Origin of the sequence: Winogradskyella tangerina (assembly GCF_003260205.1) — a bacterium.
GTDB lineage: Bacteria > Bacteroidota > Bacteroidia > Flavobacteriales > Flavobacteriaceae > Winogradskyella > Winogradskyella tangerina.
This window is the reverse complement of record NZ_QERF01000003.1, coordinates 357205-373729: the sequence shown is the minus strand read 5'-3', so window position 1 is coordinate 373729 and position 16525 is coordinate 357205. Positions and strand designations below refer to the sequence as shown.

The 16525-nt window shown below is 37.5% G+C and carries 11 protein-coding genes; 6 read left to right on the top strand and 5 right to left on the bottom strand.

What is annotated here, in order from left to right; all coding sequences use genetic code 11:
- A partial coding sequence (locus tag DDY94_RS16220; RefSeq protein ID WP_111683362.1) for an L-type lectin-domain containing protein occupies nucleotides 1-2051 on the bottom strand: 2051 nt, incomplete at its 3' end.
- Between the two features lie 102 nt (nucleotides 2052-2153).
- The gene (locus tag DDY94_RS07175) at nucleotides 2154-3899 is read right to left on the bottom strand and encodes a gliding motility-associated C-terminal domain-containing protein (RefSeq protein ID WP_111683361.1); all 1746 of its coding nucleotides are present in this window, start codon (nucleotides 3897-3899) and stop codon (nucleotides 2154-2156) included.
- A 129-nt stretch (nucleotides 3900-4028) separates the two neighbouring features.
- Between DDY94_RS07175 and pbpC the strand changes: the two genes are divergently transcribed.
- Both pbpC and DDY94_RS07165 read left to right on the top strand, forming a co-directional pair.
- Nucleotides 4029-6344: a penicillin-binding protein 1C gene (gene pbpC, locus DDY94_RS07170; RefSeq protein ID WP_232817836.1), complete on the top strand. Its 2316-nt coding sequence runs from the start codon at nucleotides 4029-4031 to the stop codon at nucleotides 6342-6344.
- A 49-nt stretch (nucleotides 6345-6393) separates the two neighbouring features.
- Entirely contained in the window at nucleotides 6394-6834 is a 441-nt protein-coding gene (locus tag DDY94_RS07165; protein WP_111683359.1) for a hypothetical protein, read from the top strand.
- Nucleotides 6835-6883: 49 nt separating this feature from the next.
- Here DDY94_RS07165 and DDY94_RS07160 read toward each other — a convergent pair whose 3' ends face one another.
- Complete coding sequence (locus DDY94_RS07160; protein ID WP_111683358.1) at nucleotides 6884-7972, bottom strand: endonuclease/exonuclease/phosphatase family protein; 1089 nt, start codon at nucleotides 7970-7972, stop codon at nucleotides 6884-6886.
- 136 nt (nucleotides 7973-8108) lie between these two features.
- Here DDY94_RS07160 and DDY94_RS07155 point away from each other — a divergent pair, with 136 nt between their 5' ends.
- The 3 genes from DDY94_RS07155 (at nucleotide 8109) to DDY94_RS07145 (ending at nucleotide 12876) form a co-directional block, all read left to right on the top strand.
- A complete protein-coding gene (locus DDY94_RS07155) occupies nucleotides 8109-10994 on the top strand; it encodes a TonB-dependent receptor (protein ID WP_111683357.1) in 2886 nt (961 codons plus the stop codon).
- Nucleotides 10995-11028: 34 nt separating this feature from the next.
- Nucleotides 11029-12444 (top strand): DUF5689 domain-containing protein, encoded by a 1416-nt coding sequence (locus tag DDY94_RS07150; protein ID WP_157957269.1) that lies wholly within the window; start codon nucleotides 11029-11031, stop codon nucleotides 12442-12444.
- Nucleotides 12445-12513: 69 nt separating this feature from the next.
- Nucleotides 12514-12876: a hypothetical protein gene (locus DDY94_RS07145; RefSeq protein WP_111683355.1), complete on the top strand. Its 363-nt coding sequence runs from the start codon at nucleotides 12514-12516 to the stop codon at nucleotides 12874-12876.
- A gap of 54 nt (nucleotides 12877-12930) precedes the next feature.
- Here the strand turns inward: DDY94_RS07145 and DDY94_RS07140 are convergent, their stop codons facing one another.
- Nucleotides 12931-13443, bottom strand: a complete 513-nt coding sequence (locus tag DDY94_RS07140; RefSeq protein ID WP_111683354.1) for a heavy-metal-associated domain-containing protein — start codon at nucleotides 13441-13443, stop codon at nucleotides 12931-12933.
- Nucleotides 13444-13539: 96 nt separating this feature from the next.
- Here DDY94_RS07140 and DDY94_RS07135 point away from each other — a divergent pair, with 96 nt between their 5' ends.
- A complete protein-coding gene (locus DDY94_RS07135) occupies nucleotides 13540-14418 on the top strand; it encodes a DMT family transporter (RefSeq protein ID WP_111683353.1) in 879 nt (292 codons plus the stop codon).
- A 49-nt stretch (nucleotides 14419-14467) separates the two neighbouring features.
- Here DDY94_RS07135 and DDY94_RS07130 read toward each other — a convergent pair whose 3' ends face one another.
- Nucleotides 14468-16525 carry a M16 family metallopeptidase gene (locus DDY94_RS07130; protein WP_111683384.1) on the bottom strand — a complete coding sequence of 686 codons (2058 nt, stop codon included), beginning with the start codon at nucleotides 16523-16525 and terminating at the stop codon, nucleotides 14468-14470.

Here is a 16525-nt window from a genome sequence, read left to right as displayed (position 1 = left end):
GGGTTGCCTCCACTGATCTCAGAGTTCTTCAAACTTAAATCTATGGCCGTTATTCCATCAGGGATACCATCATCACAAACCTCCAAAGCAAACGGAACAACAACTACCGGTAAGGGGTTGACGGTAATTTCTAAAGTAGTTTCTATAACACATCCCTGACCAGCATCTGGTGTAAATGTGTAAATCGTTGTAGTAGTATTATCCAAAGCAGGACTCCAAGTTCCTGTGATTCCATTGTTGGATGTGGTCGGCAATGGTGCTAACATATCGCCTTCACAAATAGGTGCGACGATGTCAAAACTTGGAATTGTATTCGGTATTACAATGATTTCAAGTGTTGATTCTAAAATACAGCCTTGACCAGCGTCTGGGATAAACGTATATATTGTCGTTGCTGTATTATCTAAAGCAGGACTCCAAGTTCCAGTAATCCCATTATTAGACGTCGTTGGCAGAGGTGCCAGCGCATCACCTTCACAAATTGGCGCAACTGCATCAAAAGTGGGTAATATGTTTGGGATAACTACAATTTCGAGAGTCGTTTGTAAAATACAACCTTGACCAGCATCTGGGATAAATGTATACGTTGTCGTTGTTGTATTATCCAAAGCAGGACTCCATGTTCCAACAAAGCCATTATTAGATGTCGTTGGCAAAGGCGCTAAAGCATCACCATCACAAATCGGCGCCACTGCATCGAAGGTTGGCGTAATATTAGGATTAACTATAATCTCTAAAGTAGTTTCTAATGTACATCCTTGTCCTGCATCTGGTGTAAAAGTATAGGTTGTTGTCGCTGTATTATCTATAGCTGGGCTCCAAGTTCCAGTAATTCCGTTGTTAGATGTTGTTGGTAATGGTGCCAATACATCACCTTCACAAATTGGTGCTATAGCATCGAAGGTTGGAGTAATATTAGGATTTACAACTATCTCTAAAGTTACTTCTGGCGCACATGCATTATTATCTGGTGTAAATGTATAGGTTGTCGTTGTTGTATTGTCAAGTGCTGGGCTCCAACTTCCGGTGATGCCATTATTTGATGTTATTGGTAAAGGTGCTAAGGCATCGCCTTCACAAATAGGGGCTATTGGATCGAATAAGGGTGTTTCATTCGGAAATACGTTGATCGTTATTTCCTCCGTTGTAGATTCGCCACAGTTATCGCTAATCGTAACGGTATAAGTTGTAGTCACTAATGGTGATAAAGTGGGATTTGGAATATTAGGATTACTTACACCTGCTGTCGGGCTCCAAGAATATGTGGAGCCACTAGGCACAGTGGCATCAACATTATAACCATCACCAAAACAAATGTCCTGATCTTCAAACAATAAATTATCAATAAATGAAATGCTATTGAAGCATACCTCATGTAAATTTGATAATCCACCCGTTGAACCTACAAAACCGAAATATACTGTATCATCATTGCTAAAAACACTCGCTTTGATATCTAAATTCAAGCTAAGTCGTAGGTCGCAATCAAAATAAACATCAAAAATTTGAGTTGTGGCATTCCACTGAATCTTTATATCGTGATCTACACCATCTTCAATATTTGGATTGGTTGGACTTGCCTGCACCGGGCCTGCCAAATTATTAAATGCCACGCCATGGTTAGGAACACCATCCCTTAAAATGGCCACGTGATCGGAAGTTAGATCATTGTTTTCGCCATTGAAATAGGTATCGAACTCTACGATAAGTGATTCAGCAATTCCATCAAAACCGAGTCCTCCTCCAAGACCGCCAATAACCGGTGTTTCTGTTCTTTTAAAAACCAAAGCCATACCATCTGCTCCATTGGCATCTTTGGTTCCGAAATTATTTTGATAATAAATAGTGAAATCCTCATCAAAATCTATAGGGTTATCGTACCAAACTCCACCTGATTGATTGAGTAAATCGGGAGTAATCTGATAACAATTACCTCCAAGATCTGAAGCATCACCTATTGTTGTAGCATTGAGTTGAGCATATATTTTCCCTGTAAAAAGGAATACGCAGAAACCTATAAGTAGCTTAGTATATAATCTGGAGTTTTGCACGTTTAAATATATAGATTTATTGTCTGATGCGTTTCTATTTTCGATGAGGAGGTATATATATCGGCTTTAGTTAATAAGCTGTCCATTTTTGAATTCAATAAATTAGTTATTCAGATAAACCCAACCCGATCTGCTTTGGGTGCCATTTCGATATATCATGGTATAAAAATAGGTGCCGACTGGTAATTCTTCACCATCGTTTGTTTGCCCACGCCACTCATCAGTGTAATCCCCACGTGAATACACCAATACACCATGTCGATTAAAGATCTTAATCTGCGTTACACCAAAACTGCTTAGATCGAAGCTGTCGTTAAGACCAGGTGATACATTAGGAGATATACCTTGAGGAATTATACATTCCCCAAATTCTAATTCTTCAAGAACACTTACAGGTATTCTGGTGCTTGAAACGCAACCAGTAATCTGATCAACAGCTTCAGCATAGTAGGTTCCGACTTCAGAAACGATCAAGGTATCGCCAGTTGCTAATAGATTGCCTCCAACTTCAGAATCGTACCAATTAATAGTTGAATTAGAATCAGCAAATGCAATTAATTCTGCACTATTTGTTTCGCAATTAATTCCAACATCGCCTCCCGCTGAAGGTGGCACTGGGTTTACAATAACTGCATTCACTTCTGTTCTTGAGATTGAGATACATCCTGTTATATCATCGACGGCCTCAGCATAGAAAACACCTTCAGCGTTTGTTGTAAATGACGTAGTGCTTTGCGCTAACAAATTGCCATCTGCGGGTGAATCGTACCAATTAACAGAAATTCCGTTTGGAACGCTAACTTCGAGAAGTGCCTCATTCAAATTACAATTGAATAGTACATCACCATTACTAATTGGAGCATCTGGACTCAGGTTTACGGTAATCTGAAAAACTTCAGACAATAAAATACATTGATCATTAGACAAATTCTCTGCAAACTCCGCTACCTTCGCTCTGAAGAAACCAGATGATGAAGTAGTTACACTTAAGTTTTCAGTTGTTTCGCCTGAAATATCTGTCCAATTCATGCCGTCTGCACTTTCCTGCCACTGATAAAAATGTGAGTTAAAAACTGAAAAATCGGGCACTGCAGAAAGAACTGTTGTATATGGCGTTTCGTCCTCACAGATTGTCACGGAAGTATTGTTGCTTTCGTCAACAACAATAACGGAATCGCCACAAGATTTAAATTCTATATCATCAATGGCTAAATCGTTACCACAACCACCTTGACCGTTATTTAGCATTTTTAAGATAACCGAATTCTGATCTTCTAAGGTTTGAAATACTAAACCAAACTCACCCCAAGTAGGGTTTTCTGTTGCGAAAATGTCACCAGTATCACCACTGGCCAGCAAATTTGTATCTGTACTATCCCAAATTTGAAAACTAACATTTATGGGGATTTCTATGTTTTGTTGTACACATAACCCTGAAACCTTGAGCAAGTTTAAGAGCCATGCTGAAAATTCATACGTAGTTCGTTCGCACAAACCTGTTATGGTCGTTCTATAGAATTCACCTTCTACAAAATCGGCATTAATTATTAAAAATTTACCATCAGTATCATCTGGCGTATGATCTTCTACTTCATGCCAATCGAATGGATTTCCGAAGGAACCATTAGAAACAGTATAAAATCCGTCATCTGGAAAATCTCCCGTAAAATTGTAAGTCGTTGTCCCTGCCGGAAGACTGTTGTTTACGGATCCTGTTCCGAAGTTTTCAGTAAAAATGGGATCCCCAGAATTTCCCTGACAAAAACCTAATTGTGCATAAATTTCAGTACTAAAAAAACAATAACATAAAATTAAGACGTATCTAAAATCTAATTGTGGGTTTCGCACGTTTAATTAATTATAGAGTTAGATTTGTGAAGATAATTGTTTCTTACAGAAAAAGACTTATAATTTAGTCCGTGTATAGTAATTGTATAGCTGATGTATAGATTAATACGGTTTATTAAACAACACAAAATGAAATCAATTATTGTTTTCATTTTACTTGTTGCCTATTATTTCTGTCTTCCAAAGGAATTATTCGAAGATCCTACTGCAACGGTTATAACGAGTGAAAACGATCAGTTATTAGGCGCTTTAATTGCGGATGACGGCCAGTGGCGATTTCCAGAAACTACTCAAGTTCCTGAAAAATTTAAGACTTGCATCTTGCTTTTTGAAGATGAATATTTTTACAAGCATCCGGGATTTAATCCCATTTCAATAGTTAAGGCCTTAAAAGAAAATCTAAGTTCGGGTTCGGTTAAACGTGGCGGTAGTACTATTACGCAGCAGGTGATTCGCCTATCTCGAAAAGGGCAATCGCGCACATACCTCGAGAAGGTTAAAGAAATCATTTTAGCCACTCGGTTAGAATTGCGATCGTCTAAAGAAGACATTCTAAAACTATATGCTAGTTACGCTCCTTTCGGTGGAAATGTAGTTGGTATCGATGCAGCGGCCTGGCGGTATTTTAACAGAAATGCTTCAAATTTATCCTGGGCTGAAAGTGCTACTTTGGCTGTTCTACCGAATGCTCCTAGTTTGATCTACCCTGGGAAAAATCAAGAGCGCTTATTGAAAAAAAGAAATCGGCTATTAAAAAAGCTTTACGAGAACGGAACCATTGATGAACTTACCTACGAACTTTCAATTGTTGAAGGATTACCTCAAAAGCCATTTCCACTTCCTCAGATTGCGCCACATTTACTTCAGAAAATTTCGAAAACAGAAAAGGGCAAATCCATCAAAACCACATTAGATATTCAATTGCAGGAACAGGCGAACGGTGTAATTGAACAACATTATCTGAAGTTAAAGCAAAATGAAATCTACAATATTTCGGTATTGGTTTTAGACGTTAACACGCGTAAAGTCCTAACCTATATTGGTAATTCTCCAACAGATAATGCACATCAGAAAAGCGTAGATATCATTGATAAACCCCGAAGTACAGGCAGTATTTTGAAACCCTTTCTTTACGCCTCTATGCTCGATGCAGGTGATCTTCTGCCGCATACTTTGGTGGCCGATATTCCATCACAATTTGGTAATTACCAACCTGAAAACTTTGACAAATCCTATGACGGCGCCGTGCATGCCAATGAGGCCTTATCGCGATCATTGAATGTTCCGGCGGTTCGAATGCTTCAAGATTTTGGGTTAGACCGGTTTTATCATTACCTCAAACAATTAGAGTTGCGAGATATCAGGTTTAATGCCAATCATTACGGGCTTTCTTTAGTGCTCGGTGGTGCTGAAAGTAACCTATGGGATCTCTGCAAAAGTTATGCTGCAATGGCGTCTACCTTGAATCATTTTAATTCTACCTCAAGCCAGTATTATAAAAATGAATTTGTTCAACTCATTTACAATTCGAATAAGACTATTGACTTCGGAAAGCTTACCGATGAAAAACATGTTTTTGATGCAGCCTCAATATATCTCACTTTTGAAAGTATGAAACAGGTTAACCGACCTGAAAGTGATGAAAGTTGGGAGTTTTACGACTCGTCTCAAGACATCGCCTGGAAAACCGGAACCAGTTTTGGTTTTAGAGATGCTTGGGCCATTGGCACAACAAAAGATTATGTGGTTGGTGTTTGGGTTGGCAATGCCGATGGTGAAGGTCGCCCTGGTTTAGTGGGCGTACAAACAGCTGCTCCTATACTTTTTGATGTCTTTGATCTTTTACCCAAAAGTGAATGGTTTGCGAAGCCATATGACGAAATGCTAGAAGCCAAGATCTGCAAAAAAAGTGGATTTCGAGCTTCGTCGATCTGTGATGATACCGAACTTAGGTACATTCAGATAAGTGGACAAAAAACTGAACCTTGCCCCTTTCATCAGTTGGTACATTTGGATGGCTCAGGACGCTTTCAGGTGAATTCATCATGCGAAAATATTTCAAACATTAAAAACCAACCCTGGTTTGTATTACCACCATTGCAGGCGTATTATTTCAAACATAAAAATCCATTTTATAAAGAGCTGCCTCCTTTTAGAAATGATTGTTCAGAATCTTCATTAGTGCGGATGGAGTTTATTTACCCAAACCAACAGAATACGATTTTTCTACCTAAGGATTTTGATGGTAACACCAATGATCTGGTGCTGAAAGTGGCACATTCTAAACCAGAGTTGCAGCTGTATTGGTATATCGACGAGCGATTTATTGGAAGCACAAAAGACATTCATGATATGGCTATTTTACCCAGTGAAGGCGAACATACAATTACTGTCGTTGATGAATTAGGGAATGAACTGAAGCATAAAATAACTATTTCAGAGTAACTCGATTCTTTTTCAAATTCATATTTTTGTAGTCAATTAATTTATCGCAATGAGTACAATTCAATTTATACATTCTGGCTGGGCATACATCGTTTTACTGGTTTTAATCATCGCTACGTTCAATGCACTTTTCAAGTTTTTTGGCAATAAAGAATTTGACGCCAAAGACTTTAGAATTTCGTTATTTGCCTTAATAACGATGCATATTCAGCTGTTGATTGGAATTATTTTATTCTTCTTAAAGGACTATTTCACTACGATCAAAGAAGTTGGTGGCATGGGTGAAGTGATGAAAAATTCTGAACTAAGAAACCTTATTGTTGAACATCCAACGACAATGATTATTGCTGTGGCCTTGGTAACTATTGGCTACTCTAAGCATAAAAAGAAATTAGTATCTAAGCCAAAATTTAAGATGCTGGCCATTTTTTACACGCTTGCTTTAATTTTGGTATTAGCAAAAATACCTTGGAAACTTTGGTTTAGTTAAATAAAAAAGGCGCAAATAATATTTGCGCCTTTTTTGTAGTATTTATTTTTTATTCTCCTTTTGTTTCGTCTTCCGCTTCGTCATCATCTACTTCTTTAATTAAGTAAACGTAAACTGGGAAGTGGTCACTGAATCCACCTGTAAATCCTCCGTCGGCAAAACTTCTGAATGGATAGCCTTCATAACGTCCGCGCTTGTTAAACATAAATGACGGATTGTAGATTCCTGCCTTCCAAAATCTGAAGGATGAGTAATCGTCATCTAGCAAGGGCTTGGTCATCATAATTTGATCGAATAAACTTAAAGCATCTCTATAAGCTGTAGTTCCCCAACCTTTTTCTGTAAACATTTTTTCGTACGGATTGTAGATGCCCTTAAACGGTACTTTCTTTTTATCTTTTTTTGCCTTAAGTACTTTCTTTACACTTTCGTTTGTTGGATCATCATTAAGATCACCCATAGTGAAAATTTTAGCGTAAGGATCTATAGATTGTAACGAATCAATAAGGTGCTTATTTAACTTAGCAGCACCAACACGCTTGGATCGGCTTCTCGCCTCACCACCACTTCGCGACGGCCAGTGATTAACCAAAATATGTATCAAATCACCGTCTAACTTTCCACTTACCAATAATTGGTCTCTTGTAAATACACGCTTTCGTGTAACATCATCGTAAATTAATAACTCGTGAGAGCTAGAACTAACGGGTTCAAATAATTTCTTCTGATAGAGTAGCGCAACATCAATACTTCTTCGGTCTGGGCCGTCGAAATGAATAATCCCGTAATCTTTGCCCAATAATAATGGGTCGTTTACAAGATCTTCGAGTACGTCTCTGTTTTCAATTTCACAAACACCAAGTACCGCTGGCGAATTATTAGCCTTGTCCGATCCTATATTGGCAATTACTCTTGCCATATTCTTAATTTTCTTCTTGTATACTTCAGAACGATTGGCTTTCATCTCCATAATTGGACTCGCCTCATCATTTTTTAGCGGATCGTTGATAGTATCGAAGAGATTTTCTAAATTGTAGAACGCTACTGTATGAATTTTGAAGCGCTTTTCTTCTTGTGCCCAAGCATTTGATACGGATATCAAAACAAGCAAGAGAATAAGAGATTTAATTAGTTTCATGATTGATATATTATCTAATTGTTATATCCAGTGCAAATTGCTTGCCAAAAGTATGTAATAATTATAAATATAGTACATTTGCACGCCTTAAATAACTATTATTTAATCTACTGTAACAATCAATTTAAAATTAGGCATGAAAAAAAGTTTTTTACTCTTTCTGTTCGGAATTGCCTTTTCTTTATTCAGTTTTGCACAACAAACTACCATAAAGGGAAGTGTTTTGGATGGAACTACAGGAGAACCTATTCCTGATGTAACAATTACTATTGAAGAAACTGGCCAAACCCTGAAGACAGATGCGAAGGGTGAGTTTAGTTTCACTCAGAACGTCCCATTAGGGGAGCAAGTTCTGAAAATCGAAAAAGTAGGCTATGTTACAAAACGTTACCCTATCATTGTCAATGAAGGACAAACCGTTGATATCAGCGGAATGACCCTCGATTTTGATACTAGTGACAAAAAAGATCTATTCATTATTTCAATTTCTGATGATAACCTGAATAGTGAAGACGATGGTATAACAGACAATATCTCGGGTCTGTTACAAGCCTCAAGAGATGTTTTTCTCAGTGCAGCAGCATTCGATTTTAGTGCTACATTCTTTAGACCACGTGGTTTAGATAATGCCAATGGTAAAGTTCTTATCAATGGTGTAGAGATGAACAAGCAATTCAACGGTAGACCACAATGGGGTAACTGGGGTGGACTTAATGACGTTCAGCGTAACCAGGAATTCTCTATGGGAATGTCTGCTAACGATTACAATTTTGGAGATCTTGCAGGCACCAATAACATTATAATGCGAGCTTCTAAATACCGTAGAGGTGGCCGAATTTCTTATGCGTCTGCCAACAGAAGTTACCAAGGTAGAGTAATGGCAAGTTATAGCTCTGGTCTTTTAGAAGGTGGCTGGTCTTACTCAGTATTAGGTTCTAGAAGATTTGGTGAAGAAGGATTTAGAGACGGTACACTTTACGACGCCAACTCATTCTTCATTGCTGTAGAAAAACAAATTAATGATAAACACAGTTTAAACTTTACAGGGATCTATGCGCAGAACAGACGTGGTCGTTCTACTGCAATCACTGAAGAAGTTTTCAATTTAAAAGGAAGAGAGTATAACCCATTTTGGGGTATTCAGAATGGTGAACAACGTAACTCAAGAGTACGAGAAATTGAAGAGCCAATTTTAATGTTGAATCACTATTGGGATATTTCTCTAAAAGTGAGATTAAACTCAAATGTTGCTTATCAGTTTGGTGAGATCGCCAATACAAGAATAGATAATGGTGGAACACGATTAGTTACAATCAATGGTGAAAACGCCTACTTAGGTGGTGCTCGTAATCCAGACCCAACCTATTACCAAAACCTTCCAAGCTTCTTTTTACAAGATGCCAACCCAACAGCTTACGATTTCCAGCAAGCTTATTTAGCGGAACAGGCTTTTATTAATGATGGTCAGTGGGACTGGAATGCACTTTATGAAGGGAATGCCACATTAAGAGCTCAGGGCGGAAACTCATTGTATGCTGTACAAGCTGACGTTGTGAAGGATCAACAATTTACTTTCAATTCTATATTAGATGCTGAATTAGCTGACAATATTAGACTTAATGCTTCGGTTAACTACAGAAACCTGAAAAGTGAAAACTTTGCGCGAGTAGAAGATCTACTTGGTGGAACGGGTTATTTAGATGTAGATTTCTTTGCTGAAGAAGATGACAATTCTACGATTAGTGATGAAGTTGCAGCTAACCTCGCTCAGAGTGATGTGCGTAATCCGAACAGAATTGCTCGTGAAGGTGACAGATATAAATACAACTACGAAATCAATGCTGATGTCGTTAGTGGATTTGCACAAGCACAGTTTAAATACAATAAAGTAGATTTCTACGTTGGTGCAAATATTTCACAAACCTCATACCAGAGAACAGGTCTTTACGAAAACGGATTCTTCCAAGGTGGAGGAAATGACGGTTCGTTTGGCGATAGTGATAAATTAGAGTTTTCGAACTTTGGTGTGAAGGGTGGATTTACCTATAAAGTTACAGGTAAGCACCTTATCGATGTTAACGCCAGCTATTTTACTAAAGCTCCACCGATAAGAAATGTATTTAGTAATGCTCGTCAGTCTAATGCCAAGGTGATTGGAATAGAAAGTGAAAAAATCCAATCGGTAGACGCGAGTTATATATTTAGATCACCGATTGTTAAGGCAAGAGTTACAGGTTTCTATACTGGCTTTCAGGATGGATCTGATATAGGATTCTATTTTACAGAAGACTTAGCCGGATTAGGAGTTGATACGGGCGATGCCTTCGTGCAAGAGATTCTAACAAATATTGAAAGACGCCATGTTGGTGTAGAACTAGGTATTGAAGCTCAAGTAACACCAACCATCAAATTAAAAGGTGCCGCTTCTGTTGGTCAATATACTTTCCAGAATAATCCAAATTTATACTTAACCAGTGTTGATTTTCAGAATAGAAGTGATATCGGTAGTGAAGTACGATTTGGTGATGGTACAACTCAATTAGATGGTTACCATGTTGCTGGTGGACCTGAGCGCGCCTTCCAGATCGGATTTGAATATAGAGATCCAGACTTCTGGAATATCGGAATTACAAGTAACTTCTTTTCAAATGCTTATATAGACGTAAGTAACTTGGCGAGATCTGCAAACTTCACTTCAGACTTCGACGGTAATACTTTTAATGATTACGACCCTGATGAAGCTAGAGATCTTTTAAGACAAGAACAATTTGACGACTACATGCTGATTAACATAATTGGCGGTAAGTCTTGGAAAATAAATGACTACTTTGTAGGGTTCTTTGCAACCATTAACAATGTGTTAGATGAAGACTACATTACTGGTGGTTTTGAGCAATCGCGTTTAGCCAATTTTAGACGTATGAGTGAAGACCAATCCAGAGCAAACGGACCAGTATTTGGCCCAAGATATTTCTTTGGTAATGGAACCACCTACTACCTAAACGTATATGTAAGATTTTAAAAAAGCTATGTTAGATCAAAATAAAATATTAAAAATGAAAACTTTAAAAATTAATAAACTAATACTATTATTTGTAGGCTTAATAGTATTTAATAGTTGTGTTGAAGATGATGACTTTGATACACCAAATACAGCAGTTGAAGAGCCAGTATTAACTGGTCCTGTAGTTCAAATTAGTTCTTTAGCTGGCGAACTTGCTCAAGAGCAAGGTAACGGTAGTTTAGACTACACCGATGAAGAAACGACTTTCTCATATACATTCAATGAAAATGACCTATTTATGGAAGGTTATGTAGTTTCTTCTGATGAAGGCGGAAATTTCTTCGAAGAGATCATTATTCAAGATAATTTTGAGAACCCAACTATTGGAATCAAATTATTAATTGATGTAAATCCATTATTTATTCGCTACGAGCCAGGTAGAAAAGTTTATGTAAAACTAAACGGACTTGCTGTGGGTATCACTAACGGTGTATTATCGCTTGGAGCACTTAATGGAAATGAGGTTGATAAAATTCCTTCAGCCTTAGAAAATGATGTTATTTTCAGATCTGCTGAAGTTCAAACTTTAGTACCAATGCCTTTGGCTTTTGCTGATTTTGCTGACGACAAGACTAACCTATTTGTACAATTACAAGATGTACAATTCAACAGAAATATTGTTGGTGACAACGCACTAACTTATGCATCTGAGCCTTCGGATGAATTTGACGGCGAGCGTACGTTAGAAAGCTGTGCAGGTTCTTCTTCAGTCATTTTCAGCACAAGTACATTTGCTGATTTTAAAGGTTTAACGTTACCTGCCGGAAGAGGAAATATCGATGCTATTTTATCTAAAGATTTCTTTGGTGAAGTTTTCAATATCAATGTAAACACTCCTGAAGATGTTAACCTAACTAGTACTGATCGTTGTGATCCAGAATTCTTAGAGTGTACCGGAGCTTCTGGAGGTGGTGCTGCCATTTTCGAAGAAGATTTTGAAGGCTTCGGAACTTATGCATCTGAAGGCTGGGACAATATCAATATCAGCGGTACTGATACTGATTGGTTTATAAGCAGTTTCAGTGGAAACTTCTACTCTAGAATTTCTGCATTTAGCTCAGGAAATACCGAAGCGGATGTTTGGTTAGTAACACCTTCTATCAATATGGATGGTACTACTGGCGAGGAATTATCATTCGACGTACAGGCTAATTTTGACAATGGTACTAACTTATCGGCATGGGTATCTACAGATTATGCTGGTGACCCAACAACGGCCACATGGACTATTTTAGATGCAACCATCCCGGTTGGACCTGCAAGTACCTTTGGTAATTTTGAAACGGTTGGTCCTATCAATATTTCTTGTGTTGACGGTGATATGGTTATTGGATTCTTCTACGAAGGTTCTGACCCAAGTGCTACGACAAGATATCACGTTGATAATGTAATTGTAACAGGAAACTAAGAACATTTCCTTGATAATAAATCAAAAGCCGCTGCGGTTAAATGCAGCGGCTTTTATATTTTTAGTTCTATGTTAGATCGCTATTATATTTCAGTTTTCAATTATTACAAAAAGAGATTAGGTAAGCGCAGTCTTAATATTGCCTTGTTCTATATCAACTTATTAGAGCTTTCTATAACCTTAGCTCTGGCCGCTTTTTTTATGGCTTTTGCAAATCAAATGAAATTTCTAACGGTGTCTACCTCAAAATTTTGGACCATCTATATCCTCATAGCTCTTGTTGTCATTTTTAAAAACTGGATGCGCTACAATGGTAAAAGACGTCATGTTTTAAATGCTAAACTAAAAGGTAAAGTAAATTCAATTTATCTATTGTGGTGTTTACCAATTGGCAGCCTTATTATTGCATTGGCCTTATTACAGGTGCAATAAAAAAACGCCATCTAAAAAGATGACGTTTCAGTAACCAAAGGTTTGGTAAATATTTTATTCTGCTGCTTTTTCCTTTTCCTTGCACGCTTTCTTACAGTCTTCTGCACAAGCCTTCTTTTCAGCATCAGTCTTGCCTTCGCAACATGCCTTAACACAGTCTTCTTTAGACATTTTTTCTTCACCAAAGTTGTCTACAACCTTCATGTCTTTCACTTTATAAACATCACCAACTTTGGCAACAGCTTCTTCTAAAGATTGAGGAGTTACTTTGGCCTCGTCATATTCAACCATAGCTAAACGCTTATCGAAATCTACTTTTGCAGACTTAACACCATCCATCTTAGCCATTTTCTTTTCAATGGTTTTTGCGCATCCCATTGCGCAAGTCATTCCATCGATACCAAACTCTACTTTAGCATAAGTTGCATTAGGATCTAGTGTTTCAGAAACATCATTTTTAGCAATTTCTACATCTACTGTTTTAACTTCTGGTTGCTTGTCGTTCTTACAAGACGCAAACACTAATGCCATAATCGCAACAATACATATATTCTTTAATGTCTTCATAGATATAAACTATTAAATTTTGGCTAAATCTAATAAATATTGCCATTTCTTGCGAAGGAATTAACGATTTTTGTGATTCTTTGAGATATCATTTGTATGAAAAACCCTAATATTAAGTGGATATTCCTTCTTATTCTTTCCGTAATTTGGGGAAGTTCATTTATTCTCATTAAGAAAGCGCTTTTAGGTCTCGATCCTTATCAATTGGGAGCCTTAAGAACGATCATAACGGGCGTTATTCTTCTTACGTGGGGATTTCATCATTTAAAAGATATTCCGAAGTCAAAATGGAAATGGCTTGGAATTTCAGGGCTCTTAGGATCGTTTATTCCTGCCTTCTTTTTTGCCATAGCCGAAACTGAGATCGATAGTGCTGTAGCTTCTATACTTAATTCGTTGGTGCCCCTAAATACTATTTTACTCGGGTTTGCAGTTTTCAAAATTATGTCGACCAAACGCCAGGTGATCGGTGTTATAATTGGATTTATTGGTACTGCTGTTTTAATTCTGAAGGGCTCTGACCTCAACCCCAACCAAAATTATCTATACGCTGGTTTTGTAATCGCATCTACATTGATGTATGCCACTAACGTGAATATAATTAAACGCTATTTACAAGATGTAAAACCACTTGCAATAGCGGCAGGAAACTACGTGTTTATTTTAATTCCGGCAGTGATTATTTTATTGTTCACAGATTTTTTCACCTCAGAAAGACTAAATAATCCATTTATGGTGAGTTCTCTGATCTATGTGGCCATTCTATCTATATTCGGTACCGCACTGGCTAAGGTGGTTTTTAATAAACTCATTCAGATTTCAACACCTGTTTTTGCATCTTCCGTAACTTATATTATGCCAATTATAGCTTTAATCTGGGGCGTTCTAGATGGTGAATCATTTAGTATAATACAGGGGTTGGCAGCACTCCTAATATTATTTGGGGTTTATTTATCTCATAAACGTAAGGCATAAAAAAACCGAAGCAATTGCTTCGGTTCTTTCAATATTATGGGAATTAAAATTAATCGAAATCAGCGTCTGAAACACCTTCGTCAATTTTAACTTCTTTTAATTTGAATTCGATCACCTGACCCATTTGTGTTCCTGATCTAACTCCAGGGAATTTTAATCCTCCAAATTCTTGATAGTCCTTCAAGAATGTTTCCTGGCTTTGCGTCTGACCTTGCATGTTCGTCGTCTGAATTTCTTTTACTTTCAATCCAGATTCAACATCGTAGAAATAGGTTAGCGTGATCACCTCTCCAGGTACTTCGATCTTATAAGCATCTTTACCATCAACAGCTTCTACGCCAGTAAATTTAGCTTTTTCAGAATTCAAAATATTTAACTCAGGAAATAACCCAGATAATGTTTGCATGTCATTTGCCATGTTTTCTGGTAATGGGTTCTTATTCATTGTTACTTTGTCTTTCGTCATAACAACAGCCATCATAACGTTTCCGTTCATAGAAATACTCTGTGATGCTTTTCCGTCAATACGCTTTTCTTCACTAACAATTGTAGCACCCATAGCCGACGCTTCATAAGAGACTAAGATAGATTTTGTAGCATCGATCTTAGACTTTCCACCAACAGCTTCAAAATATTTATTGATCACTGTACTTACATCAACACCTTCTGGTACGTCAACGTCGTAGTTTGGCTTTTCAGTTTTATTCGCATACTTGTCATAGTACATGATCGGAATACCTGTTTTTTCGAGATTCTCTAAAACCTCACTACCCTTTCCGACAACAACAATTCTTGCGTTTTCAGTCTTAAAATATTTGTTCGCAACACGGTTTACATCGTCTGCAGAGACCGCATTGATCTTTTCTAAATACTTAGAATAAAAATCGTCTGGTAAATCGTTTAATTTAATATTAAGCGCATAGCTTGCAATAGTTTGTGGTCGTTCTAAAGCTAAAACGAAATCACCTACATATTTTGCCTTCGCATTAGCAAGTGCATCTGCCGCCACTGGTTCGGTTTTTATTCTGTTGATTTCTTTTAAAGTCTCAACAACCGCACTGTCTGTAACCATATTTCTTACTGCAGCACCTGCCGTAAAACGCGACGCTCCATAACGGCTAGTACCCACATTAGATCTTGCGCCATAGGTATATCCGTGTTCTTCACGAAGATTCATATTAAGGTAACTGTTAAAACCACCACCTAAGATCTTATTAGTAATTAACACTGCATGATAATCCTCATCTTTCATTTTAAGATCAACATTGTTTGTCAATGAGATATTTGATTGGACCGCATTTGGCATATCAACAAAATTGATCTGAGTATATTGAACATTTGGATTTACTTTAGGCAATGTCATTGTTGTTCCAGCAGCCTTCTTCCAAGGGCTAAAGTAAGTTTTGATCTTTCTTTCTATATCTGCTATATCAACATCACCTACAACCACTAAATAGGCATTATTTGGGTTGAAGTATTTATCGTAAAAAGCTAAAACATCAGCAAACTCAATGTTCTTTAATGTTTCTTCAGTAACGAACTCACCGTAAGGATGCTTACTTCCGTACGATAATGCTGAGCCTACTCTACCTGCGGCTGCGTCAACACTTTTTTCGTCGGCTTTAATGCCTTCAATAGCTTTTTCTTTTTCTTTCTGAAATTCTTCTTCAGTAAGTAAAGGATTTATTGCAGCGTCAGCCATTAGTTCTAGAATACGGTCACCATATTTTGCTAAACCACTTGCAAAAGCACTACTAGATCCAAAGCTAAGGTTAGCCCCCAAAAAGTCTATTTCGTCATTAAACTCATCCTTCGGAATGTTTGTAGTTCCGTTACCTAACATAGCAGCCAGTATACTAGAAACACCAGCTTTGTTTCCTTCTGCGATTGGTGGGTTGTCTATTCTTAATGAATAAGATACTCTTGGTAATTTGTGATTTTCAACCACGAGTACTTCAATACCATTATCTAATTTGAACTCACCTGGTTTTTGTAAGGTGATTTTTGGTGCAGGACCAGGTTTTGGTTGCTGCGATCTGTCGATTTGTGCATTTACACCGATTGCAATAAAAAACAATACAATAAATGCCGATATTTTAGTTTTCAT

Coding starts and splice junctions, on each gene's coding strand:
- pbpC (WP_232817836.1), top strand. CDS start 4,029: ATGAAATCAATTATTGTTTTCATTTTACTTGTTGCCTATTATTTCTGT.
- DDY94_RS07165 (WP_111683359.1), top strand. CDS start 6,394: ATGAGTACAATTCAATTTATACATTCTGGCTGGGCATACATCGTTTTA.
- DDY94_RS07160 (WP_111683358.1), bottom strand. CDS start 7,972: ATGAAACTAATTAAATCTCTTATTCTCTTGCTTGTTTTGATATCCGTA.
- DDY94_RS07155 (WP_111683357.1), top strand. CDS start 8,109: ATGAAAAAAAGTTTTTTACTCTTTCTGTTCGGAATTGCCTTTTCTTTA.
- DDY94_RS07150 (WP_157957269.1), top strand. CDS start 11,029: ATGAAAACTTTAAAAATTAATAAACTAATACTATTATTTGTAGGCTTA.
- DDY94_RS07145 (WP_111683355.1), top strand. CDS start 12,514: ATGTTAGATCGCTATTATATTTCAGTTTTCAATTATTACAAAAAGAGA.
- DDY94_RS07140 (WP_111683354.1), bottom strand. CDS start 13,443: ATGAAGACATTAAAGAATATATGTATTGTTGCGATTATGGCATTAGTG.
- DDY94_RS07135 (WP_111683353.1), top strand. CDS start 13,540: ATGAAAAACCCTAATATTAAGTGGATATTCCTTCTTATTCTTTCCGTA.
- DDY94_RS07130 (WP_111683384.1), bottom strand. CDS start 16,525: ATGAAAACTAAAATATCGGCATTTATTGTATTGTTTTTTATTGCAATC.